The following is a 21,786-nucleotide window of genomic DNA, read 5'->3' as shown; positions in this document are numbered from 1 at the left end:
TTAACATCTGCCTATTTATGAGGCAAGCTTTAGTGACCATAGCGGTCTTAGCGTAGGTAGCGGAATTACTTCCGATACCGTTATAAATAAAATGAGGATAAAAAAAATGAAATTCGTACAAACAAACAAAGCGCCATCGGCAATAGGTCCATACTCACAAGCAGTAGTGGCGAACGGAATGGTTTTTACATCGGGGCAAATAGCACTTACACCTGAGGGTGTTATGCTTGAGGATGATGTCGTCGTGCAGGCAAAACAGGTTCTTAAAAACCTTCAAGCGGTTTTAGAGGAGGCAGGAAGCTCTATGGGCAGTGTTGTCAAAACAACCATCTTTTTAGCATCCATGGATGACTTTGCAACCGTCAATGAGATTTACGCTGAGGCTTTTGGTTCTCATAAACCTGCACGCTCTACCGTGGCGGTTAAAACACTTCCTAAAAATGCTTTAGTAGAAATCGACGCCGTTGCTCTTGTCGGATGAAAAAAGCACTTTTGCTTCTTCTTCCCGCACTTATGTTTGGGGAGAGTCTCAAATACATCTTAGAGTATGCAAGCCAAAATAACAATCTCTTAGAGGCGAAAAAACTGACAAAAAGTGCAAAAGAGCATGAGGTTGCATCCAAAAAAAGTGATTATTTTCCAAAGATAGATATCGGAGCTTCTTACCAAAACAGTACCGATACCACCCTTTTTCAGATACAAGATATCTATACGTTCTATGGCAAAGTCGGAGTGGATATTTACGACGGCGGCGCAAAATCTGCACTTTTAAAGAGAGCAAAAGATGAGCTTGGAGCAGCCTCTTATGATGTGCAAGAGACCAAAGAAGCTCTTTTGCTTAATGTCGTCAAAGATTTTTATACCCTCAAAACACTTCAAGCACGCCTTAGCGCACTTGAAGATGCAAAAAGGTCTCTTTGGGAACAAAAAGAGAGGGTAAGATCGTTTTACGATGCAAAAATGGCAACACAGGATGATGTTGCAAGACTTCAGGCTTCGTATGACCAAAAGAGTTATGAGATAGAGTCGCTTCATTTTGAGATATTGCGCGTAAAAAAATCTCTAACGCTTCAAGTAGGCAGGGAGATAGAGGATTTTGAGCCCTCTGTATTTAACGAAAGCATATCGTATGAACCAAAGAGTTCTCTAAAATCGCTAGAGCATAAAGAGAGTGCGCTAAAAAGCGGTGCAGAAGCGCTAGAGAGTGTCTATGCTCCAAATATAAAGCTAGAAGAGAGATACACGCTGTATGAGTATGGCGATATCGCTTCAAACCATCCGGCGAAGATAGATAAACAAAATGTTCTTATGCTAAATCTAAATATGAGAATCTTTGACAACGCAACTGCAAAAGAGGCAAAAGAGGCACTTCTTTTGGATGCAAAAGCTCTAAATGAGGAGATAAAGTACCACGCAAAAGAGCAGAAGATGCTTTATGAGCTTTCCATCGCAAGAACAGCATCGCTCAAATCCAAGATAAAAAGTGCAAAAAGTGCTTTGGTTGCCGCAACAAGCGCATTTACAACCATAAACGAGAAGTACAGCGCAGGAATCGTTGATTATGTGGTTTATCTCGATGCGCTGAGTGCTAAAACGGACGCACTCTCTCTTTATGAGAGTTCGCTTTGCGATTTGCAGATAGCTTATGCAACAAGCTGCTTTTACGGCGGTAAAAAACTTCAGGAGTGTGTAGAGTGAAAAAACTGTTTTTTGGATTATTGCTTTTTTTTGCGCAACTTCATGCCGAGGAAGTTTATGCAAACTTTTTCGTCAGAGCGCATCAAGATGCGACACTTGCCTTTCATGCAGGCGGGATTATCAAAACACTTCACGCAGATATTGCGCAGGGTGTAAAAAAAGGGAGCTTGGTAGCAGAACTTGCCAACGAGGAGCAAAAAGCTCTTTTAAATGTTGCAAAAGCGGATGTCGAAAATGCAAAAGTTGCACTCAAATATGCCCAAAGAGATTATGAGAGAGGACAAAAAGTGAAACATCTGCTTGATGAGGCACGCTTTGATGTTTACGAACTTTCCTATGAAAAGGCGAAGACAGCACTCTCTCTTGCGCTTGCAAACCTCTCCTATAAAGAAGCACTTTATAACAAAACGCTTCTTCAAGCTCCGTTTGACGGAACTATCTATGAAAAAAACGCAGAAGTCGGGGATGTGGTCACGGAGATGTCGCCAAAGAGCGTTTTTAAGATTTTAAGCAAAAAGAGAAAACTTGTTTTGGAGTTTGACCAGAAGTATTGGAAGAGCGTAAAAGCGGGGCAGGTTTTCAAGTATAAAGTAGATGGCGATACAAAAGAGTATCAAGGTGTGATAACAAAAGTCTATCCGCATGCAGATGCAAAGAGCCGAAAAATCAGTGCCGAGGTTGAAGCAGGAGATTTTGCGATTGGGCTTTTTGGCGAGGGCACTATAGTTACAGAGACGACAAAGTAGATGTTTAAGAGAGCTATAACACGACCCATAGCGACATTGATGTATGTCATCACGCTTGTTATCTTTGGATACATGAGCTACAAAGCGATGCCCTCTGCACTTTTCCCAAATGTTGACTTTCCCATAGTTACCATCCAGACAAATTACCCAGGCGCAGAGGCCAGCACGATAGAGTCGCAAATCACAGATGAGATAGAAGAGGCGATTTCAAGAATCGGCGGGGTTGACAGCATCACTTCAAACAGCAGTGACGGCGTGAGCATCGTTACGGTAAAATTCTTTTTAGAGCGTGATATTGATGAAGCGACTAACGATGTCAGAGACAAAGTTTCAGCCATTAAACTTCCAAAAGATGCCCAGACGCCGCTTGTAAGCAAACTGGACATCGGCGGCGCGCCAATTATCAATATTTTTTTAACCGCCAAAAAAGAGAGCCTTCAAAACCTTATGCTTTTTGCAGATGAAAAAGTAAAACCGGCACTTCAGAAGGTAAACGATGTCGGTGCTATCAACATTGTGGGCTACAAAGATAGAGAGATAAAGATATTTCCCCATGCAGAAGCCCTGAACAAGTACGCCATAACTATTGCGGAACTAAATGATGCAGTTGCAAAGGAGAACCTCAAGCTCGGCGGTGGCAAGCTTATCACAAAGAGCCAAGAGTTTGTACTTGAGACAAAAGCAGACGCACTCAGCATTGAAGCGTTAAAAAATATCAAGATAAAAGAAAATATACGGCTAAAAGATATAGCAAGTGTTGAAGACTCTCTAAGTGATGCCAAAAGCTATGCTTCTTACAACGGTGTAGAGGGCGTAATGCTTGAGGTTCAAAAAATATCGGGAACAAACACCGTAGATATCATCAAGCGTGTCAAAGAGGCGGTGCCAAAACTTCAGTTGATGGCAGGAGAGAGATTTGGCGTGGAGGTTCTAAACGACACCTCTACGTTTATCTTGCACTCTTTGAGCGATGTTGTGTTTGACCTTGTTTATGGTTCGATTTTGGCGGCAATCATAGTTTTTGTCTTTTTGCGAAATTTCACCATCACTTTTGTCTCCGCACTCTCCATTCCGTCCTCTATTTTCGGCACATTTGCGCTTATGGACTATATGGGTTTTGAACTCAACAAGATGACGCTCATAGGACTTACTCTTGCGATTGGGATTATTATTGACGATGCTATCGTTGTTATCGAAAACATCTATAAAAAGATGGAGGAGGGTTTAGGCAAATACGAAGCGGCATACGAGGGGACAAAAGAGATGGCTTTTACCATCATGGCTATCTCCGCTATGCTTCTTGCTGTTTTTATCCCCGTCTCTTTTATGAGCGGAATCGTCGGGAAATTTTTTGAGAGTTTTGCCATGACGGTTGGTTTTGCCATCATCATATCTTACACTATAGCCCTTAGTTTTATACCGAGTTTAAGCGCACGGGTTTTACGCAAGGATGAGAGCAGATTTTATAGCCTTACCGAGCCTTTTTTTAAAGCTCTTGAACGCATTTATGAAGCACTTCTGCTTCAAATCTTGCGCCGAAGATACACAACGCTTATAGTTGTTTTTGCCCTCTTTTTTGTCTCTCTTAGTCTTTTTCCAAAAATCGGTATGGACTTTATCCCAAAAGAGGATAAGGCGGAGTTTGAGATAAAAATCAAAGCAGATGCAGGCATCTCTCTTGAAGAGATGATTCGCAAATCAAAAAGTGTAGAAGATGTCGTAAGAAAAGAGCGTGATGTTGCATATACAACTCTGAGTATCGGCTACAATGCAATGCAGGAGAAACACAAAGCACTCATCTATGTCAAACTTGTTGAAAAAAAACAAAGAGAGCATGACCAAGAGGAGGTTATACAAGATTTTAGACAAAAACTCGAACCCTTTAAAAAAGAGATGTTTATAACAGCTTCTGCCATTCCAAATATCAAAGGTGCGGGTGTTTCAGTGCCGTATCAGATAGTTTTAAAAAGCGATTCGTTTGAAGCACTTGAAGAGGCGAAGAAAAATCTAGTCGCACATCTGGCAAAAAAAGAGGGTTTTGTAGATATCGACACCGATTTGGATGAGCAAAAACCCAAAATCGACATCAACATCATAAGAGAAAATGCCTCACTTTTGGGCGTGTCCGCTTCACAGATTGCAGAGGCTGTTGCTATCGCATTTTCAAGCGATTTGGAGATTTCCTACTTTGAAGAAAACGGCAAGCAGTACGATATTACGCTGAGACTTAGTGACGCAAACAGAGTAAGCCCAGAAGATATCAAAAAGCTTCAAGTACGTGCAAAAGACGGCTCTTTGGTCTATCTTGACGGTTTGGTTTCGTTTGAGAGCTCACAGACGCTTGGAGCTATCAACCACTTTGACAGACAAAGGGAAGTAACCATCTTTGCCGACTTTTTCGGGCTTGACTTGGGCGGAGCGGTAAACTACACCAAAGAGAGTCTTGAGGAACTTTTGCCTCAAGGCGTGGAGTACCGTTTTACCGGATTTGCGGAGGAGATGGTAAAAACTGCACAAGCATTTGGCGTGGCTATCGGACTGAGCGTTATTTTGATGTTTATTATTCTGGCGATACTCTATGAATCGCTTATTCAGCCACTTATCATCATGGTAGCGCTTCCGCTAAGTATTATCGGTGTGATGCTCTCGCTCTATCTCTCAGGACTTCAATTTAGCCTTTTTGTTATGATTGGCTTTATGCTGCTTATGGGGATGGTGGGCAAAAACGCAGTTTTACTTGTTGATTTTGCAAACCATGCAGTACGTAACGGAAAAAGTGCCGATGATGCACTTATAGAAGCAGGAGAAAAGAGGTTGCGCCCCATCCTTATGACTACTATCGCTATGGTCTTTGCCATGCTCCCGCTTGCGCTGAGCACAGGACTTGGCAGTGAAACAAAAGCGCCGATGGCGCTCTCCATCATAGGAGGACTTCTAAGTTCCATGATTCTCACTCTTCTGGTTGTCCCAGCCATCTATAAAATCATAAATCCATTAGATATATGGCTAAAAAGGTTCTATCAAAATGAAAAGATAGAAATATAATGATATGATTAAACAAAACTTAAAGCTTGTGAGAGTATAATTCCGAACTTTTTGTAGAAACGAAACCGATAAAAGCATTGACAGTATGCTTTTAGAGGCTATAAGTATTTAAAGATTTAAGGAATTGTATATGTACGCAATTATCAAAAACGGTGGAAAGCAGTATAAAGTTCAAGAGGGCGATATCTTATTGCTAGATAACATGTCTCTTGAGCCAAAAGCTTCAATCGAAATTAAAGAAGTTCTAGCTGTGAATGCAGGTGAGCTTAAAGTGGGAACGCCTTTTGTAGATGGTGCTGTTGTAACTGCTGAAGTTATCAATGAGGGTCGTGATAGAAAAGTTATGACATTCAAAAAACGTCGTCGTAAAGACTCTAAAGTTAAAAGAGGCTTTAGAAGAGATTTTACTCGCGTACGTATCATAAAAATCGCAGCGTAACTAGCGCCGCAAATTAACGAAGGAGATTCAAGATGGCACACAAAAAAGGTCAAGGTAGTACACAGAATAATCGTGACTCGGCTGGTAGAAGACTTGGTGTAAAAAAATACGGCGGAGAGGCTGTAGTGGCCGGCAACATTATCATTCGCCAAAGAGGAACTAAAGTTCACCCGGGTAAAAATGTCGGTATGGGAAAAGACCATACGATTTATGCTCTTGTTGATGGTGTTGTAACTTTTCACAGAAAAGATAAAAAACGCCAACAAGTTTCAATCGTTCCTGCTGCGTAATTTCTAATATTTGGGTTTTTCCCAAATATTTCTCTTCAACATATTAGGTTTTGCACCTAAATAATTTAAATATTTAACAATTTACTTTTTAGTATAGTCTGTTTTTAAGTATTAATATTCAAGGATTTTCATGTTTACAGATAGCGTAGAACTTACAGTTTCTTCAGGAAAAGGCGGTCAAGGATGCGTCTCTTTTCGTCGTGAAAAATTCGTAATCAACGGCGGGCCGGACGGTGGAGACGGCGGCAAAGGCGGAGACATCTGGTTTAAGTGTGACAACAACACGCATACTCTCTCCCACTTCCAAAAAAAGATGCACATAAAAGCAGAAAACGGCGTTCAGGGCGGAAGCTCCAACATGGCAGGAAAAGCCGGTACTAAAAAAGTTATTATCGTTCCTCCGGGTACACAGATAATTGACGTAGAGAGCGGCGAAGTTTTGTTTGATATGCTTCAAGATGGGCAAGAGGTGCTTTTTATCACGGGCGGAAGAGGCGGACTTGGCAATACTCACTTCAAATCTTCTACAAAACAGCGTCCGACCTATGCGCAACCGGGAGAAAAAGGAGAAACAAAAACGATTAAGTTGGAGATGAAACTTATCGCAGATGTCGGTTTGGTCGGTTTTCCAAATGTTGGAAAATCTACACTTATCTCTACTGTTTCAAATGCACGTCCGGAGATTGCAAACTATGAGTTTACAACCCTCACACCAAAGCTCGGGCAGGTAAATATAGGTGATTTTGAGTCTTTTATCATGGCGGATATTCCGGGTATTATCGGCGGAGCACATGAAGGAAAGGGTCTTGGTATCCAGTTTTTAAGACATATCGAGAGAACAAAAATTCTTCTTTTTATGGTTGATTTGGCATCATATAGAGATCTCAAAGAGCAGATAGAAACACTAAAAGCAGAAGTTGCGGCATTTTCTGATACTTTGGCAGGCAGCAGTTATGCCATAGCTCTTACACGTGCAGATGTCGTTTCACAAGATGAATTAAATGATTTGGTTAACGGCTTTTTAGAGACCATCGGCGTGAGTGCTTCCCATGAGAGAGAGAGCGGTTTTGATACGTCACTTCCATACTTTATCCAAAAAAGCGCAGATGTGACACTTGGGTATGACAAATCCATTCCATATTTTGTCGCACCTATCTCATCGGCGACAAACAAAAATATAGAGCCGCTCAAGCATGCACTCTTTAACCTTGTTCAAGTAAACAGATACAGCAGATAGAGAAGAGTAGATGAGAAGAGTAGTTGTAAAAGTCGGAAGTGCAGTGCTTACGCAAAACGATACGATAGCACTGCAAAGAATGAAAAACTTAGTCGATTTTTTAGCAGAGCTAAGAAAAGAGCATGAGGTTGTCTTGGTTTCATCAGGTGCGGTAGCGGCTGGATATACGGCACTTAGGCTAGACAGAGGCATCCTTCAAAACAAACAAGCCCTTGCTTCCATCGGACAGCCTATTTTGATGAACAAGTACGCAAAAAAATTTGCCGAACACAACATTCTAACAGCACAAGTTTTGGTTACTGCTGCAAATTTTAACGATGATGACGAGTGCAGAAGAGTCAAAGATACTATCGATACGCTTCTCTCAAACGGTGTTATTCCCATTATAAACGAAAATGATGCAACAACAACAAAAGAGCTTGTAGTCGGCGACAACGACCAACTCTCCGCCTATGTTGCAAAACATACGGCTTCTTCGCTTCTTATTATCCTCTCTGACATAGATGCTTACTATGACAAAGACCCAAGAAAATTTGAAGATGCAAAAATTTTAAAAATTGTAAACAGTATTGATGCAGATGAGCTTGAAAAAGAGGCGAACCCAAACAGCGCTTTTGCAACTGGCGGTATAATTACAAAACTCAAAGCTGCAAATTATCTCTTAGCACACAAGATTGATATGGTACTTACAAGCGGTTATGACTTGAGCAGCATTAAAAGTTTGATGCTTGAGGGCAAACATCTAGGCGGAACTCTCTTTACAAGAGGTGCTTAATGAAGATTATCTTTATGGGAACGCCTGAATATGCAGGACGAATTTTAGAAAAAATTATCACGACAACAGGCATAGAAGTAGTTGCGGTCTATACGCAGCCTGACAAGCCGGTCGGACGTAAAAAAATTCTCACTCCCCCAATTGTAAAAACAATCGCACTTGAAAACGGTATTCAAGTTTATCAGCCTCAGAGACTTAGAGAAGAAGATGTAGTTAATGAGCTGGAAAAAATAGAGTGTGACTATATCGTAGTTGCCGCTTATGGACAGATATTGCCAAAAGAGATTTTAAACCACGCTCCGTGTATTAACCTTCATGCCTCTATTTTGCCTCAATACAGAGGCGCAAGCCCGATTCAGCAAACGCTTTTAAACGGGGACACCACAACAGGGGTAACTGCCATGTTGATGGATGAGGGTCTTGATACAGGCGATATTATTAAAATAGCCACAGTTGATGTAGGCGCAGATGAGATGGCGGAGTCCCTTTTTGAAAGACTTACGGATGTTGCATCCGATTTAACCATTGATGTGCTTCAAAACTTCACAGCCTTTGCACCGCAAAAACAAAATGAGACTCTTGCGTCACACTGTAAAAAAATTACAAAACAAGACGGTGAGGTAGCCTTTGAGAATGCAGAGGTGATTTTTAACAAGTACCGTGCATTTTCACCGTGGCCGGGGGTCTATCTTGCTTCAGGATTAAAACTCAAAAAGATAGAACTTATTGAAAATAAGAGCCAAAATGAGAGCGGTAAAATCCTTCAAATTAACAAAGATGCTATTGTAGTAGGGTGTAAAAATGGAACCGTTAAGATTTCACGTGTGCAACCGGAATCAAAAAATGAGATGGATATACTCTCTTACATCAACGGAAAAAGATTAAACGTTGCAGATACTCTTTCTTGAAAGTATAGACTCAACGCAAAAATGTCTCAAAGAGCTGATTGTGCAGGGAAAAGTTACTCCGCCATGCGCTGTAGTTGCCTCTATTCAGACCAACGGAGTTGGAAGCAGAGATAATGTTTGGCAGGGAGAAGAAAATAATCTTTTTTTATCTTTTGCTATACCTCTTTGCGATTTGCCTCAGAATCTCAAACTAGAATCCGCCTCTATCTATTTTTCCTGCATTATGAAAGAGACCCTTGAGGAGTTTGGTTCAAAAGTTTGGTTGAAATGGCCTAACGACTTTTATATAAATGACAAAAAAATAGGCGGTATGATTACAAATCTTGTAGGTGAATGCATAATTTGCGGAGTTGGACTCAATCTCAAAAATGCACCGGAGGGTTTTGAAAAACTAGATGTTTATGTTGAAAGAGAAAAGCTTCTTGAGAGCTATTTTTTTAATGTAGAGAAAAAGAGATTATGGAAGCAAGTTTTTAGTAAATATAAGTTAGAATTTTACAAGAATCAAAACTTTTATACACATGAAAAAAATTTAATAATTTCTTTAGGAGAGGCAGCACTTCAGGGTGATGGCTCAATCGTAATCAACGGCGAGAGGATATATAGCAGACGATGAGTGAAGTGATTGTAATAGCAAATCAGAAAGGCGGTGTTGGCAAAACAACTACAGCCGTGAACTTAGCCGCATCCCTTGCTGTTGCAGAAAAAAGAGTGCTTCTTATAGACTCAGACCCTCAGGCAAATGCAACAACTTCTTTAGGATTTCACAGAAACGATTATGAGTTTAACATCTATCATGTACTCATCGGTACTAAAAAGCTTAAAGATATTATTTTAAAGTCAGAATTGCCGACTCTTCATTTGGCACCGTCAAATATCGGCTTGGTAGGGATAGAAAAAGAGTATTATGATGCTCAAAATTCCAAGGGGCGCGAGCTGCTTCTAAAAAAAGCACTTTTGACTGTTATGAAGGATTATGACTACATTATTATTGATTCTCCGCCGGCACTGGGTCCCATGACGATTAACGCACTCTCTGCATCAAATTCAGTTATCATTCCTATACAGTGTGAGTTTTTTGCGCTAGAGGGGCTTACTCAGCTTTTAAATACGGTAAAGCTTGTAAGAAAATCTATCAACCAAAAACTGATTATCAGAGGGTTTTTGCCAACGATGTTTAGTGCACAAAACAACCTCTCCAAGCAGGTTTTTGCAGATTTAAAGCAGCACTTTAGCAGTAAACTTTTTAAAGACGCAAGCGGCGAAGTTATAGTAGTCCCAAGAAATGTAAAGCTGGCAGAGTCCCCATCGTTTGGAAAACCGGCAATTCTATATGATGTAAAATCAATGGGTTCAGTCTCTTATCAAAATTTAGCACAGGCAATTATAGAAGCATGAAGTCACAAAAACTAGGAAGAGGATTAGGTGAGCTTTTAGGAGAGATAGGAGAAGCCTATGAAAATGAAGTTTCTCAAAAAGATTCCATTGTAGAGATTTCTGTTAAAGACATACGACCAAATCCATTTCAACCAAGAAAACATTTTGAAGAGAGTTCTCTTTATGAACTTGGTGAATCAATAAAAAATGACGGACTGATTCAGCCAATTATTGTAACTGAAGATTTTGACGGCTATGTTCTTATCGCAGGAGAGAGAAGGCTTCGTGCGTCAAAACTGGCGAAACTAAAAACTATTCGTGCTATTGTTTTAAATAGCGATGAACAAAAAATGCGACAATTCGCTCTGATAGAAAACATTCAAAGAGATGAGTTAAACTCTATAGAATTGGCACACGCTTATGGTGAACTTATTAAGCTTCACAACATCACTCAGGATGAACTTTCAAATAAGATTCATAAGAGCAGAACACACATAACAAATACATTGAGACTTTTACAACTTTCTCAAAAAACACAAAGAGCGCTTATCGAGAAAAAAATAACAGCTGGGCATGCAAAAGTTTTAGTAGGACTTGATGAGAAGCAACAACAACTTATGGTGGATTCTATTGTAGGGCAGAAACTTAGCGTAAGAGAAGTTGAGGCAACAATAAAAAGCGTAAAAAATCCAAAAGCCGAGTCAAATATAAAAAGAGAAGAGCTGGCTTATGATTTTCAAGTTTTAAAAGAGAGACTTTCAGGACTTGGGTATGTGACAAAAAGCTCAACCAAAAGCATAACAATAGAATTTGGTAATGAAATGCAAATTGAACAATTTCTTCAACTCATAAACGCTTAAGATGCCATTCTAATTGTAAATATTATTTATGAATAATATAAAAAAAATTTAAAAATTTTATCAGTTTAACAATTCTTTTAATTTTAACATAGTATAATCACGCAACTTTTAGGAGGTGCTATGTTAGATATAAACCCGATACTACTTGTTGCTACATTAATCGTGTTTCTTACTCTTATTGCCGTTCTAAACAGTTGGCTTTACAATCCGTTGTTTGCTTACATGAGCAAAAGAGATGAAGACATCAAAAGAGACTTGGAAAAAGTAGGTTCTAATGATGACGAAATCAATGAGCTTGAGTCAAAAGCGCAAACAATAATTACAAATGCCAAATTGGAAGCTGCGGCCCTGAGAGAGAAAGTTATTACGGATGCTAGAGAGTTAGCAGAGAGTAAATTAGAAGCAAAACGTGCTGAATTAGCTAGTCAGTATTTAGGGTTTGAGCAATCACTTGCTCAAGCTCGCGAGCAGTTGAGTAGTGATTTAAAATCACAAATTCCACTGTTTAGAGAAGCTGTAAAAGCTAAATTTAGTCAAATATAAGGATGTGATGTGAGTAGAGTTTTAGTATTTATGCTAATGATATCGACATATGCATTGGCATCTAGTGGAAGTGCAGAGCATGCAGGTACCGACATTGTACAAAGAACAGTCAACTTTTTGCTGTTTGCTGGACTTATTTGGTATCTTGTTGCTGAGCCGGCAAAAAATTATTTTGCATCCAGAAGCAATGCTATTGCTGATGAGATGAAAAAAGTTCAAGATAAGTTAAAAGAGTCTGTCTCTCTTAAAAAAGAGGTTGTTGCAAAGGTGAGTGCGGCTGAAAAGTTTGCAGAAGAGCTGGCAATTAGTTCAAAAAAAGAGAACAAGATTTTACACGAGGCGATTATAGCTCAATGTGATGCCGATATGGAAGTAATGGCAAAACAACAAGTTGCGCTTATGGAATTTGAACAAAGAAAAATGGTTAGGGACGTTGTTGAAAATATATTAAGCGATGTTCTAAGTCAAAGCGATGATTCTTTCGATAAAGAAGCTATGGCAAATGTTATCTTAAAGAAGGTGGCGTAGATGGAAGAGTTGATTGCAAAAAGATATCTTAAAGCCATAAAACAGCGTTCTAATGCGCAAGCAATGGAAGATATGGCTTTAATATTTTCTGTTTTAGCTAAAGCATTTGATAATGAGAAATTTAATCAAATTATCAATAATCCGGATGTAAGCAAAGACCAAAAATCAGAGATTTTATTAGCAGCAGTTAAATCAGCTGGTTATAAAGATGTTGAAAACTTGATTAAATTACTTGCTGAAAACAATCGAATCTCTATTATTCCTGCTATCGCAGAAGTAATGAGAAAAGATATTGCCCAAACGAAGAAAATTTATAACGGTATCGTGTATAGTGATAGCGCTATAGATTCAAAAGTTATAGAAGATTTGGGCAATGGGCTAGGCGGTAGATTTGATTCTAAAATATCATTAGAGTTTGTAAAAGATGACTTTAGCGGTATAAAAGTAGATGTTGAAGACCTTGGTGTAGAGATTGGTTTCTCAAAAGCAAGAGTTAACAGTCAGATGATAGAACATATTATAAAAGCAATTTAACTTCATGAGAGGAGATGTGTAGTGGTAGCAAAAATTCAAGCTGATGAAATCAGCTCAATAATTAAAGAGCGTATTGATAACTTTGAACTAAGTGTTGATATTAATGAGACAGGTAAAATCGTTTCGTATGCTGATGGAGTTGCACAAGTTTACGGACTAAGCAATGTTATGGCAGGCGAGATGGTAGAGTTTGAAGAGGGTACAAAAGGTCTTGTTATGAACCTTGAAGAAAGCACGGTAGGTGTTGTTGTTCTTGGGGCTGGATCTATGTTAAAAGAGGGGCTTTCTGTAAAGAGATTAGGTCGTCTTCTTCGTGTGCCTGTAGGTGATGCGCTTCTTGGTCGTGTTGTAAACGCACTTGGTGAGCCAATCGACGGAAAAGGTCCGATTGAGACAACTGAAACTCGTTTCGTTGAAGAAAAAGCACCTGGTATTATGGCACGTAAATCAGTTCACGAGCCAATGGCAACCGGTATCAAAGCGATTGATGCTCTTGTTCCAATCGGTAGAGGTCAAAGAGAACTTATTATTGGTGACAGACAGACCGGTAAAACAACAGTTGCACTTGATGCTATTATCAACCAAAAAGGTAATGGTGTTGTTTGTATTTATGTTGCAGTTGGACAAAAAGAGTCAACAGTTGCACAGATTATCCGCCGTTTAGAAGATCATGGCGCAATGGAATACACAATAGTTGTATCTGCAACAGGTTCTGAAGCTGCTGCTCTTCAATTCTTGGCTCCATATACGGGTGTTACTATGGGTGAATATTTCCGTGATAGCGCAAGACACGGTCTTATTGTTTATGATGATTTGTCAAAACACGCTGTTGCATACCGTGAGATGTCTCTTATTCTTCGCCGTCCTCCGGGTCGTGAAGCTTATCCGGGAGATGTTTTCTATATTCATTCTCGTTTACTTGAGAGAGCTGCGAAGGTATCCGATGAGAGAGGTGCCGGTTCTTTAACTGCCCTTCCGATTATTGAAACACAAGCAGGTGACGTGTCGGCGTATATTCCTACTAACGTTATCTCTATTACAGATGGTCAGATTTTCCTAGAAACTGAACTCTTTAACTCAGGTGTTCGTCCGGCGATTAACGTTGGTCTTTCTGTTTCTCGTGTCGGTGGTGCTGCTCAAATCAAAGCTACAAAGCAAGTTGCAGGAACATTAAGACTTGACCTTGCTCAGTATCGTGAACTTCAAGCGTTTGCTCAGTTTGCATCCGATTTGGATGAGACATCTCGTAAGCAGCTTGAGCGTGGTCAAAGAATGGTTGAAGTTCTTAAGCAGCCTCCGTTCTCACCGCTTTCTGTTGAAAAACAAGTTCTTATTATTTTCGCAGGAAATGAAGGTTTCTTTGATGATATGAGTCCATCAAATGTTGTTCGTTTTGAAGCTGAGCTATATCCATTTATTGAGGCTTCATATCCTCAAATTTTTGAAAGCATCAGAAGCACTTCAAAAGTAGATGATAGTACAAATGCATTAATGAAAAAAGCACTTGAAGAGTTCAAAGCTAGCTTTATAGTAGCATAAGGATAGGTTTATGGCAAGCTTGAAAGATATTCAAAGACAGATTAAAAGTGTTTCTAACACTCAAAAGACGACTCGTGCGATGAAGCTTGTGTCAACTGCAAAGCTTCGCCGAGCAGAAGAGCTTGCAAAGCGCTCTCGTCTTTACGCTGCAAAGATGAATCAGGTTATTGCCGAAATTGCTGGACGTATTAAATGTAACAAAGTTGGTGGTATTGATAATCGCTGTTTTGCAGAGATTGAAGATCAAAAAACTGTTGACATTGTTTTTGTAACGGCTGATAAGGGTTTATGCGGCGGTTTTAATATTCAAACTATTAAGGCTGTTAAAAAACTTTTGGCAGAGTATAAAACAAAAAACATCAAAGTACGTTTACGTGGAATCGGTAAAAAAGGGATAGAGTTTTTTAAATATAATGAAATTGAGCTTTTTGATGCAGTTGCAAATCTTAGTTCAAAGCCAGACAAAGAGAGATCTGATAACTTTATTTTATCTTCGATTGAAGATTTTAAAGGTGGTAAGATAGATGGTCTCTATCTTGTTTACAATGGTTATAAAAACATGATTACTCAAGAGTTGCATGTCAATAAAATTCTTCCTGTTGATGCTTCACAGTTTGAGTGTTCAGAAGCTGAGAAGTCACTTCTTGAAGTAGAGGCTGAAGATGAAGAGAAGATGCTTGATGCATTGGTAGATAGATATGTTCAGTATGCAATGTACTATTCGTTGATTGATTCTGTTGCAGCTGAGCATAGCGCGAGAATGCAAGCGATGGATACAGCAACAAACAATGCAAAAGAGATGGTAAAATCGCTCAATGTTCAATACAACAAGGCGAGACAAGCAGCTATTACCACAGAGCTTATAGAGATTATAAGCGGTGTTGAGTCTATGAAATAATGGAGAGAAATATGATTGGAAAAATAAGCCAGGTTATGGGTCCGGTTGTAGATGTTGATTTTGAGGGTTACCTTCCGATAATCAATGAAGCAATCGAAGTTAATTTAAATGTAGAGGGTTCACAAACTCGCTTGGTGCTTGAAGTTGCAGCACATCTAGGTGACGGTCGTGTAAGAACGATTGCTATGGATATGAGTGAAGGTCTTGTGCGTGGTATGGATGCAGTGGCTACAGGTGCTCCTATTAAAGTTCCTGTCGGCGAGAAAGTACTTGGTCGTATCTTTAACGTTATCGGTGAGACTATTGATGATGGTGACCAAGTAGCAGATGCTCCAATGTGGTCAATCCACCGCCAACCTCCAAAGCTTGTTGATCAATCAACAAGAACAGAGATGTTTGAGACCGGTATCAAAGTTGTTGACTTACTAGCTCCTTATGCTAAAGGTGGAAAAGTAGGACTTTTTGGTGGTGCTGGTGTTGGTAAAACAGTTATTATTATGGAACTTATCCACAACGTTGCAATGGGTCATGACGGTCTTTCAGTTTTTGCAGGTGTTGGTGAGAGAACTCGTGAAGGAAATGACCTTTACCATGAGATGAAAGAGTCAAACGTACTTGACAAAGTTGCGCTATGCTACGGTCAGATGAGTGAGCCGCCGGGTGCACGTAACCGTATTGCTCTTACAGGTCTTACAATGGCTGAGTACTTCAGAGATGAAAAAGGTCTGGATGTATTGATGTTTATCGATAATATCTTCCGTTTTGCTCAGTCTGGTTCAGAGATGTCGGCACTTCTTGGTCGTATCCCTTCAGCTGTTGGTTACCAACCGACACTTGCTCGTGAGATGGGTGCATTACAAGATCGTATTACATCTACTAAAAATGGTTCTATTACATCTGTTCAGGCAGTTTATGTTCCTGCGGATGACTTAACTGACCCTGCTCCGGCTTCTGTTTTTGCTCACTTGGATGCGACAACGGTTCTTAACCGTAAGATTGCTGAAAAAGGTATTTACCCTGCGGTTGATCCATTGGATTCATCTTCAAGATTGCTTGATCCGCAAATTTTGGGTGAAGAACACTACAGTGTTGCTCGTGGTGTACAGCAAACTCTTCAAAAATATAAAGATTTGCAAGATATTATCGCAATTCTTGGTATGGATGAACTTAGTGAAGATGATAAAAACATCGTTGAACGTGCTCGTAAAATTGAGAAGTTCTTATCACAACCGTTTTTCGTTGCCGAAGTATTTACAGGTTCTCCTGGTAAGTATGTTTCATTAGCAGATACAATTAAAGGATTTAAGATGATCCTTAGTGGTGAATGTGACCATATGCCAGAAGGTTCTTTCTATATGGTTGGTGGTATAGATGAGGCGATTGAAAAAGCTCAAAAAATGAAGTAATTCATAAAGGACTGACATGGATAAGTTAAAACTTGAAATCCTAACTCCTAACGGCGTCATCTATAATGGTGAGGCTATTAGCGTAACTCTTCCAGGCGAAGAGGGAGAGTTTGGGGTTCTTGCGGAGCACTCTTCTTTGACTACACTGCTAGAAGCCGGTGTAATTGATATAGAGAAAGAGGATAAATCAGTCGAATCAGTTCTTATCAACTGGGGAGTAGTCCAAGTTGATGAGAAAAAAGTTATTGTATTGGTTGAGGGTGCCGTGGCAATTCGCGGTGATAGTGAGAGTGCGGTTGCAAAAGCACTTAGTGATGCAAAAGAACTCATTGAGTCTATCAAAGACAACAACCCTGCAATTGCTACTGTTAGTGCAAGATTAGAGTCAGCAGCTCAAAATTTACTTTAAACGCTACTGATGTTTAACGATATAATTGATTTTTATATTAAGAGCCACCCAGTTACTCTGGGTGTTTTAGCTCTTTTGGCAATTTATTTTATAGTATTAAATTGGGTATTCTTCTACAGATATTTTTCTCTTAATAATTGGCTTGAAATTGAAGGTAAATCACTGGAAAGTTTGTTGATGGGTGCTTCAAGCGTCAGCCACCAATCTTTTTTAAATAATTTTCTAAAATCAACTTCTGGGGTCAGTAAAGAGATACTTTCACTTGGATTGTTGGCAGCAACAAAAGAGTCAACAAAAGGACTCTCAATACTTTCTGTTTTTGCATCTACTACTCCTTTTATCGGTCTTTTTGGGACAGTTGTATCAATTTTAGATACTTTTACTCATATTGGTCAGACAAGTGGCGGAATGTCACTGATTGCAGGCGGTGTTTCAGATGCGCTTGTAGCTACGGCAGCAGGTATATTTGTTGCAATTTTTGCATATACATATCATCAAATTCTTAAGAGAAAATCGTATGAGCTAATCAGTTTTCTTGAGATGCAAAGTGATGCTATCCAAGCAAGAAAAGCATAGTTCATGGCTTACAATTGGGATGATAAACCTGAACTAAACATTACTCCATTAGTGGATGTAATGCTTGTTTTATTGGCAATTATGATGGTTATTGCGCCTAGTATGATTTATGAAGAGAAAATAAATCTTCCACAGAGTTCAAAGACAAAATCTTTGACTAAAATACCCCCTGTTCATATAACAATAGATAAAAATAAGAATCTGAAAGTAAATAAAGACAATTTTGAATTGAATGCATTTTTAGACAATTTTTTTCTCTACTCTAAGCAGCTAGATTTGAAAGCAACAGTTTTAATTAGCGCAGATAAAAGTTTGGATTATGGTGTTGTAATGTCTGTTCTTGGTGCAGTTAAACAGGCAGGTTTTGTAGAGGTCTCATTAGCAACGAATGGGTAACAAGGACTCCTATTTTTATCTAAGTGGATTGATATCAATTTCACTTTTTCTTTTCTTTATGGCGCTTTTTTTTGTTGGTATCATTATGTCCAGTGATATAAAAAGTTATGCTTTGCAAAAAGATGATCAAATCTCTATTTCTGTCAATATGGCTAATATTCAAGTGAACAATGTAAAAAAAAGTGTTGAAAAGCCTGTAGAGAAAGAGGTTGAAAAACCTGTTGTCAAAGAGGTGCCAAAAGAAGAAGCGATAGTAAAAACGCAAAAAAAAGAGATAAATATTGACAATCTTTTTAGTAAAGTAACAACAAAAGATATAAAAAAAGATGATAATGTAACAAAAAAAGAGTTAGATAAGCGAGTAGCTCAGGAACTTTCAAAAAAAAGCACAAAAGCCGAGGAGAATCAAGTTGAATCTCTTGCCAGCAAAATGGAGAAGATTAACTCGCAGGTTAAGTCGGATAAAGCATCTAAGGCTTCCACCGGTAGCGATGTAAATGAATATCGTGCTACAATTCAGGCGCTTGTTTATGAGAACTTCTTTCCGCCGGAGAACTCTCAAGGAAAAGTAGCTTTAGCTGTAATAGAGCTTGATGCATTTGGAAAAATGATTGATTTTAGGATTTTGAACTATGCAGGCGATAGTTTGTTTGATAGCGAATGTGAAAAAATCAAAAACAGATTAAAAACTGTTTTATTTCCAAAAAATCCTGACAATAAGTCGGGTATATATAAAATTCAATTGATATCAGAGTAAGGAGTACATTGTGAAAATTATTATTTCAGTTTTGTTAGTCATAGTTTCATTGTTTGCGAGTGATGCTACTATTGATGTTGTAAAAAAGGCGGATTCACTGCCAAGTATTGCTATCGAAGATGCTTCTGTTAGTTATGATGCAACTTTTAAAAGTAAATTTTTTAAAACTATTGCCGCAGATTTAAATGTTTTAACAATTTTTAATGTTGATAAATCATACCGAAACGTAAATTTTGATGCGTCTGAAGTTCTATATGAAAACAAAGATATGAATTATGTTTTACGATATAAGTTAGTGCAAGATGATGCCCGTGCTTTTAATGTTGAGATGAAACTTATGCGTAAAAATGACGTGGTTCTCACTAAAAACTATAAAGTAAATAATCCTGATATTTATATGTTTGTAGCGCATACTATGGCTTATGATATCAATGAGTTTATGGGTGAAAATCCCGTAGAGTGGATGAAGAGAAAAGTTATTTTTTCAAGAATGATTTCTCCGCAGGTTAGTGAATTGGTAGTGGCAGATTATACATTAACATATCAGCATGTTGTTGTAAAAGGCGGTTTTAACATTTTCCCAAAATGGGCAAACAAAGAGCAAAGTGCATTTTACTACACTTCGCTAGCTGAAAAGATACCAACACTAAAATATATAGACTTAAAAACAGGAAAAAGTAGAATCATTAAATCATCAGACGGAATGATGATATGTTCCGATGTTAGTGAAGATGGTTTGAAGTTACTGCTGACTATGGCTCCAACTGGGCAACCTGATGTTTTTTTGTATGATGTAAAAACACAAGCAACGAAAAAACTTACCAATTTTGCCGGCATAGATGTTGGCGGACAATTCTTAGGTAATGACAAGGTCGTTTTTGTCTCTGACAGATTGGGCTACCCAAATATATTTTCTCTTAGTATAAGTTCAGGAGCTGTTGAACAGATAGTTTATTATGGAAAGAGCAACTCAGCTTGCAGCGTGCATGGTAAATATATAGTTTATAAGGCAAGAGAGAGTTCTGAATCATTTTCAAACAATACATTCAACCTTCATCTAGCATCAACTGAGACAGATTTTGTAAGAAGACTTACAGCTGTGGGTGTAAATGAATTTCCTAAGTTTTCGGCAGATGGCGATGCAATTATCTTTGTGAAAAATTATCAATCTCAAAGCTCGGTAGGCATTATTAGGCTGAACCACAATAAAAACTTTCTTTTTCCGTTACAAGTAGGAAAAATTCAGTCGATAGATTGGTAGAATTTTATATTTTAAATAAATTTTAATTCTTTTTCGATATAATTGCGCAAACTAAACACAAGGTAGTAAAAATGAAAAGTATAGTTCTCGCAAGTGCTGTAACAGCACTTTTGGTTTTAAGTGGTTGTGGTGATAAAGAGCCGCAAGTTGAGGCTACTGATGCTGCTGTTGCAACTCAGGCTGCTCCTGTACAAGCTGCTCCATCTGTAAAAGCACCTGTATCTTCTGTAGTAGCAGAAACAGAAGCTGAGTATATGGCTAGAATTGAAAAAGAGATGAAATCAATCTATTTTGATTTTGACAAGTTTAATATCAGAGCAGACATGACATCAAATGTTTCTGCTGACGCTTCTGTTGCAAACACTAAAGCAAGCAAATTCCTTGTAAAATTAGAAGGAAACTGTGATGAGTGGGGTAGTGATGAGTATAACTTCGCGCTAGGTCTTAAAAGAGCAGAGGCTGTTAAAAAAGCACTAGTAGCTGAAGGTGTAAATGCTAGCCGTGTTTCTATGGTAAGTTTTGGTGAGAGTAGCCCTGTGTGTACAGACAAAACAAAAGAGTGCTGGGCACAAAATCGTAGAGTTGATTTCAAACTTCTACCATAATTAGCCATTAGATGAACTTAAAAGTAGTTGCTTTATTAGCAATCGTTCTGCCTTCGTATTTACTCAGTGCCGAGCCATCAGCGTTCGGTGCTGGTGATTTAAACAATCCTAATCCTTATGGTCTTTCTTCAACAGAAGCGACACTCCTTGAGACTAAAAAAAATCTTCAAAAAGTTGTTGTAAAAAGCAATAATCAAGCAAATGAAGTTGATTCACTCAGAGAAAGAATCGATGGGCTACAGACCATTATAGAATCAATAAGTTCTACCAGTCGTGAAAACAAGCTTAAGTTAAAGTCATTAGAGGATGAACAAAAATCCAAGAGCGGTGCAAACAGTGAATATAATCAGCGTATTTCCGACTCTATCCAAATTAATAGCAAAGAACTAGAGAAGATAAATCTTCAGATAGTAGAGATCTCTAAGCTTATTGATGAAATTAATAAATCTTATGTACGCAAAGATGAGTTTAATGCATTGGTAAATGATGTAAATAAGTTTAAAGATCTTTTATCAAAAGAGCTAAAGACAGCTCCCAAATCAAAACAAACTGATACTAAAGAAACAAAAGAGCTTTCTAGTGCTGATTTAGAAAAAAAAGCCAAGCAGCTATATGATAAAAAAAACTATAAAGAGTCTATAGCAATCTACAAAGAACTGATTGATAAAAACTATAAGCCTGCAAATGCTTACTATATGGCAGGGGAGATAGAATACTATAGCAACCACCATGAGGAGGCAATAGCATATTTTAAAAAGAGTGCAACGCTTCATGATAAAGCCGGCTATATGCCAACTCTTCTGCTTCATACTGCCATTTCAATGGAAAAAAGCGGTGATAAAAAAAATGCTCAAATGTTTTACGGTGCTGTGGTTTCTCAATATCCACAAAGTTCGCAAGCCGATATAGCAAAAAAAAAGTTAAGCTCAATCAAATAATAGTTTGATAAAATCCGTAAA

General features: G+C 38.6%; 25 protein-coding genes. All 25 read left to right on the top strand.

What is annotated here, in order from left to right; genetic code table 11:
* The first annotated feature begins 106 nt into the window (after positions 1–106).
* The 25 genes from PHY84_RS03800 (at position 107) to PHY84_RS03680 (ending at position 21,765) form a co-directional block, all read left to right on the top strand.
* Positions 107–481 carry a RidA family protein gene (locus PHY84_RS03800; RefSeq protein WP_299857901.1) on the top strand — a complete coding sequence of 125 codons (375 nt, stop codon included), beginning with the start codon at positions 107–109 and terminating at the stop codon, positions 479–481.
* Entirely contained in the window at positions 478–1,698 is a 1,221-nt protein-coding gene (locus PHY84_RS03795) for a TolC family protein (RefSeq protein ID WP_299857899.1), read from the top strand. Before PHY84_RS03800 ends, PHY84_RS03795 begins: the two co-directional genes overlap by 4 nt.
* Entirely contained in the window at positions 1,695–2,444 is a 750-nt protein-coding gene (locus PHY84_RS03790) for an efflux RND transporter periplasmic adaptor subunit (RefSeq protein ID WP_299857896.1), read from the top strand. The genes PHY84_RS03795 and PHY84_RS03790 overlap by 4 nt, the downstream gene beginning before the upstream one ends.
* The gene (locus PHY84_RS03785; RefSeq protein ID WP_299857895.1) at positions 2,445–5,489 is read left to right on the top strand and encodes an efflux RND transporter permease subunit; all 3,045 of its coding nucleotides are present in this window, start codon (positions 2,445–2,447) and stop codon (positions 5,487–5,489) included.
* Positions 5,490–5,619: 130 nt separating this feature from the next.
* Complete coding sequence (gene rplU / locus PHY84_RS03780) at positions 5,620–5,928, top strand: 50S ribosomal protein L21 (protein ID WP_299857893.1); 309 nt, start codon at positions 5,620–5,622, stop codon at positions 5,926–5,928.
* A 32-nt stretch (positions 5,929–5,960) separates the two neighbouring features.
* Complete coding sequence (gene rpmA / locus PHY84_RS03775) at positions 5,961–6,218, top strand: 50S ribosomal protein L27 (RefSeq protein ID WP_299857891.1); 258 nt, start codon at positions 5,961–5,963, stop codon at positions 6,216–6,218.
* 130 nt (positions 6,219–6,348) lie between these two features.
* Positions 6,349–7,455 (top strand): GTPase ObgE, encoded by a 1,107-nt coding sequence (gene obgE, locus PHY84_RS03770; RefSeq protein ID WP_299857889.1) that lies wholly within the window; start codon positions 6,349–6,351, stop codon positions 7,453–7,455.
* 10 nt (positions 7,456–7,465) lie between these two features.
* Positions 7,466–8,230: a glutamate 5-kinase gene (proB, locus tag PHY84_RS03765; protein ID WP_299857888.1), complete on the top strand. Its 765-nt coding sequence runs from the start codon at positions 7,466–7,468 to the stop codon at positions 8,228–8,230.
* Positions 8,230–9,138, top strand: coding sequence for a methionyl-tRNA formyltransferase (gene fmt / locus PHY84_RS03760; protein WP_299857886.1), 909 nt, complete (start codon positions 8,230–8,232; stop codon positions 9,136–9,138). Before proB ends, fmt begins: the two co-directional genes overlap by 1 nt.
* A complete protein-coding gene (locus PHY84_RS03755) occupies positions 9,119–9,754 on the top strand; it encodes a biotin--[acetyl-CoA-carboxylase] ligase (protein ID WP_299857884.1) in 636 nt (211 codons plus the stop codon). The genes fmt and PHY84_RS03755 overlap by 20 nt, the downstream gene beginning before the upstream one ends.
* The gene (locus PHY84_RS03750; RefSeq protein WP_299857882.1) at positions 9,751–10,536 is read left to right on the top strand and encodes an AAA family ATPase; all 786 of its coding nucleotides are present in this window, start codon (positions 9,751–9,753) and stop codon (positions 10,534–10,536) included. Before PHY84_RS03755 ends, PHY84_RS03750 begins: the two co-directional genes overlap by 4 nt.
* Positions 10,533–11,375: a ParB/RepB/Spo0J family partition protein gene (locus PHY84_RS03745; protein ID WP_299857880.1), complete on the top strand. Its 843-nt coding sequence runs from the start codon at positions 10,533–10,535 to the stop codon at positions 11,373–11,375. Before PHY84_RS03750 ends, PHY84_RS03745 begins: the two co-directional genes overlap by 4 nt.
* Positions 11,376–11,495: 120 nt before the next feature.
* Positions 11,496–11,918 carry a FoF1 ATP synthase subunit B' gene (locus tag PHY84_RS03740; RefSeq protein WP_299857878.1) on the top strand — a complete coding sequence of 141 codons (423 nt, stop codon included), beginning with the start codon at positions 11,496–11,498 and terminating at the stop codon, positions 11,916–11,918.
* Positions 11,919–11,927: 9 nt separating this feature from the next.
* The gene (locus tag PHY84_RS03735) at positions 11,928–12,446 is read left to right on the top strand and encodes a F0F1 ATP synthase subunit B (protein WP_299857876.1); all 519 of its coding nucleotides are present in this window, start codon (positions 11,928–11,930) and stop codon (positions 12,444–12,446) included.
* A complete protein-coding gene (locus PHY84_RS03730; RefSeq protein ID WP_299857874.1) occupies positions 12,447–12,980 on the top strand; it encodes a F0F1 ATP synthase subunit delta in 534 nt (177 codons plus the stop codon).
* Positions 12,981–13,001: 21 nt separating this feature from the next.
* Positions 13,002–14,519, top strand: coding sequence for a F0F1 ATP synthase subunit alpha (gene atpA, locus PHY84_RS03725; protein ID WP_299857871.1), 1,518 nt, complete (start codon positions 13,002–13,004; stop codon positions 14,517–14,519).
* Positions 14,520–14,529: 10 nt separating this feature from the next.
* Positions 14,530–15,417, top strand: coding sequence for an ATP synthase F1 subunit gamma (atpG, locus tag PHY84_RS03720; RefSeq protein ID WP_299857869.1), 888 nt, complete (start codon positions 14,530–14,532; stop codon positions 15,415–15,417).
* 11 nt (positions 15,418–15,428) lie between these two features.
* Positions 15,429–16,823 carry a F0F1 ATP synthase subunit beta gene (gene atpD, locus PHY84_RS03715; protein WP_299857867.1) on the top strand — a complete coding sequence of 465 codons (1,395 nt, stop codon included), beginning with the start codon at positions 15,429–15,431 and terminating at the stop codon, positions 16,821–16,823.
* Between the two features lie 16 nt (positions 16,824–16,839).
* Positions 16,840–17,232 (top strand): ATP synthase F1 subunit epsilon, encoded by a 393-nt coding sequence (atpC, locus tag PHY84_RS03710; RefSeq protein WP_299857865.1) that lies wholly within the window; start codon positions 16,840–16,842, stop codon positions 17,230–17,232.
* Between the two features lie 9 nt (positions 17,233–17,241).
* Positions 17,242–17,808, top strand: coding sequence for a MotA/TolQ/ExbB proton channel family protein (locus tag PHY84_RS03705; protein ID WP_299857863.1), 567 nt, complete (start codon positions 17,242–17,244; stop codon positions 17,806–17,808).
* A gap of 3 nt (positions 17,809–17,811) precedes the next feature.
* Complete coding sequence (locus PHY84_RS03700) at positions 17,812–18,204, top strand: biopolymer transporter ExbD (protein ID WP_299857861.1); 393 nt, start codon at positions 17,812–17,814, stop codon at positions 18,202–18,204.
* Between the two features lie 85 nt (positions 18,205–18,289).
* Positions 18,290–18,961, top strand: coding sequence for a TonB C-terminal domain-containing protein (locus PHY84_RS03695; protein ID WP_299857859.1), 672 nt, complete (start codon positions 18,290–18,292; stop codon positions 18,959–18,961).
* Positions 18,962–18,971: 10 nt separating this feature from the next.
* A complete protein-coding gene (tolB, locus tag PHY84_RS03690; protein WP_299857857.1) occupies positions 18,972–20,222 on the top strand; it encodes a Tol-Pal system protein TolB in 1,251 nt (416 codons plus the stop codon).
* Positions 20,223–20,293: 71 nt separating this feature from the next.
* Complete coding sequence (locus PHY84_RS03685; RefSeq protein WP_299857855.1) at positions 20,294–20,827, top strand: OmpA family protein; 534 nt, start codon at positions 20,294–20,296, stop codon at positions 20,825–20,827.
* Between the two features lie 11 nt (positions 20,828–20,838).
* Positions 20,839–21,765 carry a tetratricopeptide repeat protein gene (locus PHY84_RS03680; RefSeq protein ID WP_299857853.1) on the top strand — a complete coding sequence of 309 codons (927 nt, stop codon included), beginning with the start codon at positions 20,839–20,841 and terminating at the stop codon, positions 21,763–21,765.
* The last annotated feature ends 21 nt before the right edge of the window (positions 21,766–21,786 follow it).

It is taken from the genome of Sulfurimonas sp., assembly GCF_028694605.1.
In the GTDB taxonomy this organism is placed as follows: domain Bacteria; phylum Campylobacterota; class Campylobacteria; order Campylobacterales; family Sulfurimonadaceae; genus Sulfurimonas.
Note: the sequence above shows the minus strand (reverse complement) of the source record. Positions and strands in the feature narration are given on the sequence as shown.

What these genes read in the sequence shown, in the direction of transcription:
- PHY84_RS03800 (WP_299857901.1), top strand. Translation starts at nt 107, where the DNA reads ATGAAATTCGTACAAACAAACAAAGCGCCATCGGCAATAGGTCCATAC.
- rplU (WP_299857893.1), top strand. Translation starts at nt 5,620, where the DNA reads ATGTACGCAATTATCAAAAACGGTGGAAAGCAGTATAAAGTTCAAGAG.
- PHY84_RS03705 (WP_299857863.1), top strand. Translation starts at nt 17,242, where the DNA reads ATGTTTAACGATATAATTGATTTTTATATTAAGAGCCACCCAGTTACT.
- PHY84_RS03680 (WP_299857853.1), top strand. Translation starts at nt 20,839, where the DNA reads ATGAACTTAAAAGTAGTTGCTTTATTAGCAATCGTTCTGCCTTCGTAT.
- atpC (WP_299857865.1), top strand. Translation starts at nt 16,840, where the DNA reads ATGGATAAGTTAAAACTTGAAATCCTAACTCCTAACGGCGTCATCTAT.
- PHY84_RS03745 (WP_299857880.1), top strand. Translation starts at nt 10,533, where the DNA reads ATGAAGTCACAAAAACTAGGAAGAGGATTAGGTGAGCTTTTAGGAGAG.
- atpG (WP_299857869.1), top strand. Translation starts at nt 14,530, where the DNA reads ATGGCAAGCTTGAAAGATATTCAAAGACAGATTAAAAGTGTTTCTAAC.
- PHY84_RS03730 (WP_299857874.1), top strand. Translation starts at nt 12,447, where the DNA reads ATGGAAGAGTTGATTGCAAAAAGATATCTTAAAGCCATAAAACAGCGT.
- PHY84_RS03685 (WP_299857855.1), top strand. Translation starts at nt 20,294, where the DNA reads ATGAAAAGTATAGTTCTCGCAAGTGCTGTAACAGCACTTTTGGTTTTA.
- fmt (WP_299857886.1), top strand. Translation starts at nt 8,230, where the DNA reads ATGAAGATTATCTTTATGGGAACGCCTGAATATGCAGGACGAATTTTA.
- PHY84_RS03750 (WP_299857882.1), top strand. Translation starts at nt 9,751, where the DNA reads ATGAGTGAAGTGATTGTAATAGCAAATCAGAAAGGCGGTGTTGGCAAA.
- PHY84_RS03740 (WP_299857878.1), top strand. Translation starts at nt 11,496, where the DNA reads ATGTTAGATATAAACCCGATACTACTTGTTGCTACATTAATCGTGTTT.
- PHY84_RS03700 (WP_299857861.1), top strand. Translation starts at nt 17,812, where the DNA reads ATGGCTTACAATTGGGATGATAAACCTGAACTAAACATTACTCCATTA.
- PHY84_RS03795 (WP_299857899.1), top strand. Translation starts at nt 478, where the DNA reads ATGAAAAAAGCACTTTTGCTTCTTCTTCCCGCACTTATGTTTGGGGAG.
- proB (WP_299857888.1), top strand. Translation starts at nt 7,466, where the DNA reads ATGAGAAGAGTAGTTGTAAAAGTCGGAAGTGCAGTGCTTACGCAAAAC.
- PHY84_RS03695 (WP_299857859.1), top strand. Translation starts at nt 18,290, where the DNA reads ATGTCCAGTGATATAAAAAGTTATGCTTTGCAAAAAGATGATCAAATC.
- obgE (WP_299857889.1), top strand. Translation starts at nt 6,349, where the DNA reads ATGTTTACAGATAGCGTAGAACTTACAGTTTCTTCAGGAAAAGGCGGT.
- atpD (WP_299857867.1), top strand. Translation starts at nt 15,429, where the DNA reads ATGATTGGAAAAATAAGCCAGGTTATGGGTCCGGTTGTAGATGTTGAT.
- rpmA (WP_299857891.1), top strand. Translation starts at nt 5,961, where the DNA reads ATGGCACACAAAAAAGGTCAAGGTAGTACACAGAATAATCGTGACTCG.
- PHY84_RS03785 (WP_299857895.1), top strand. Translation starts at nt 2,445, where the DNA reads ATGTTTAAGAGAGCTATAACACGACCCATAGCGACATTGATGTATGTC.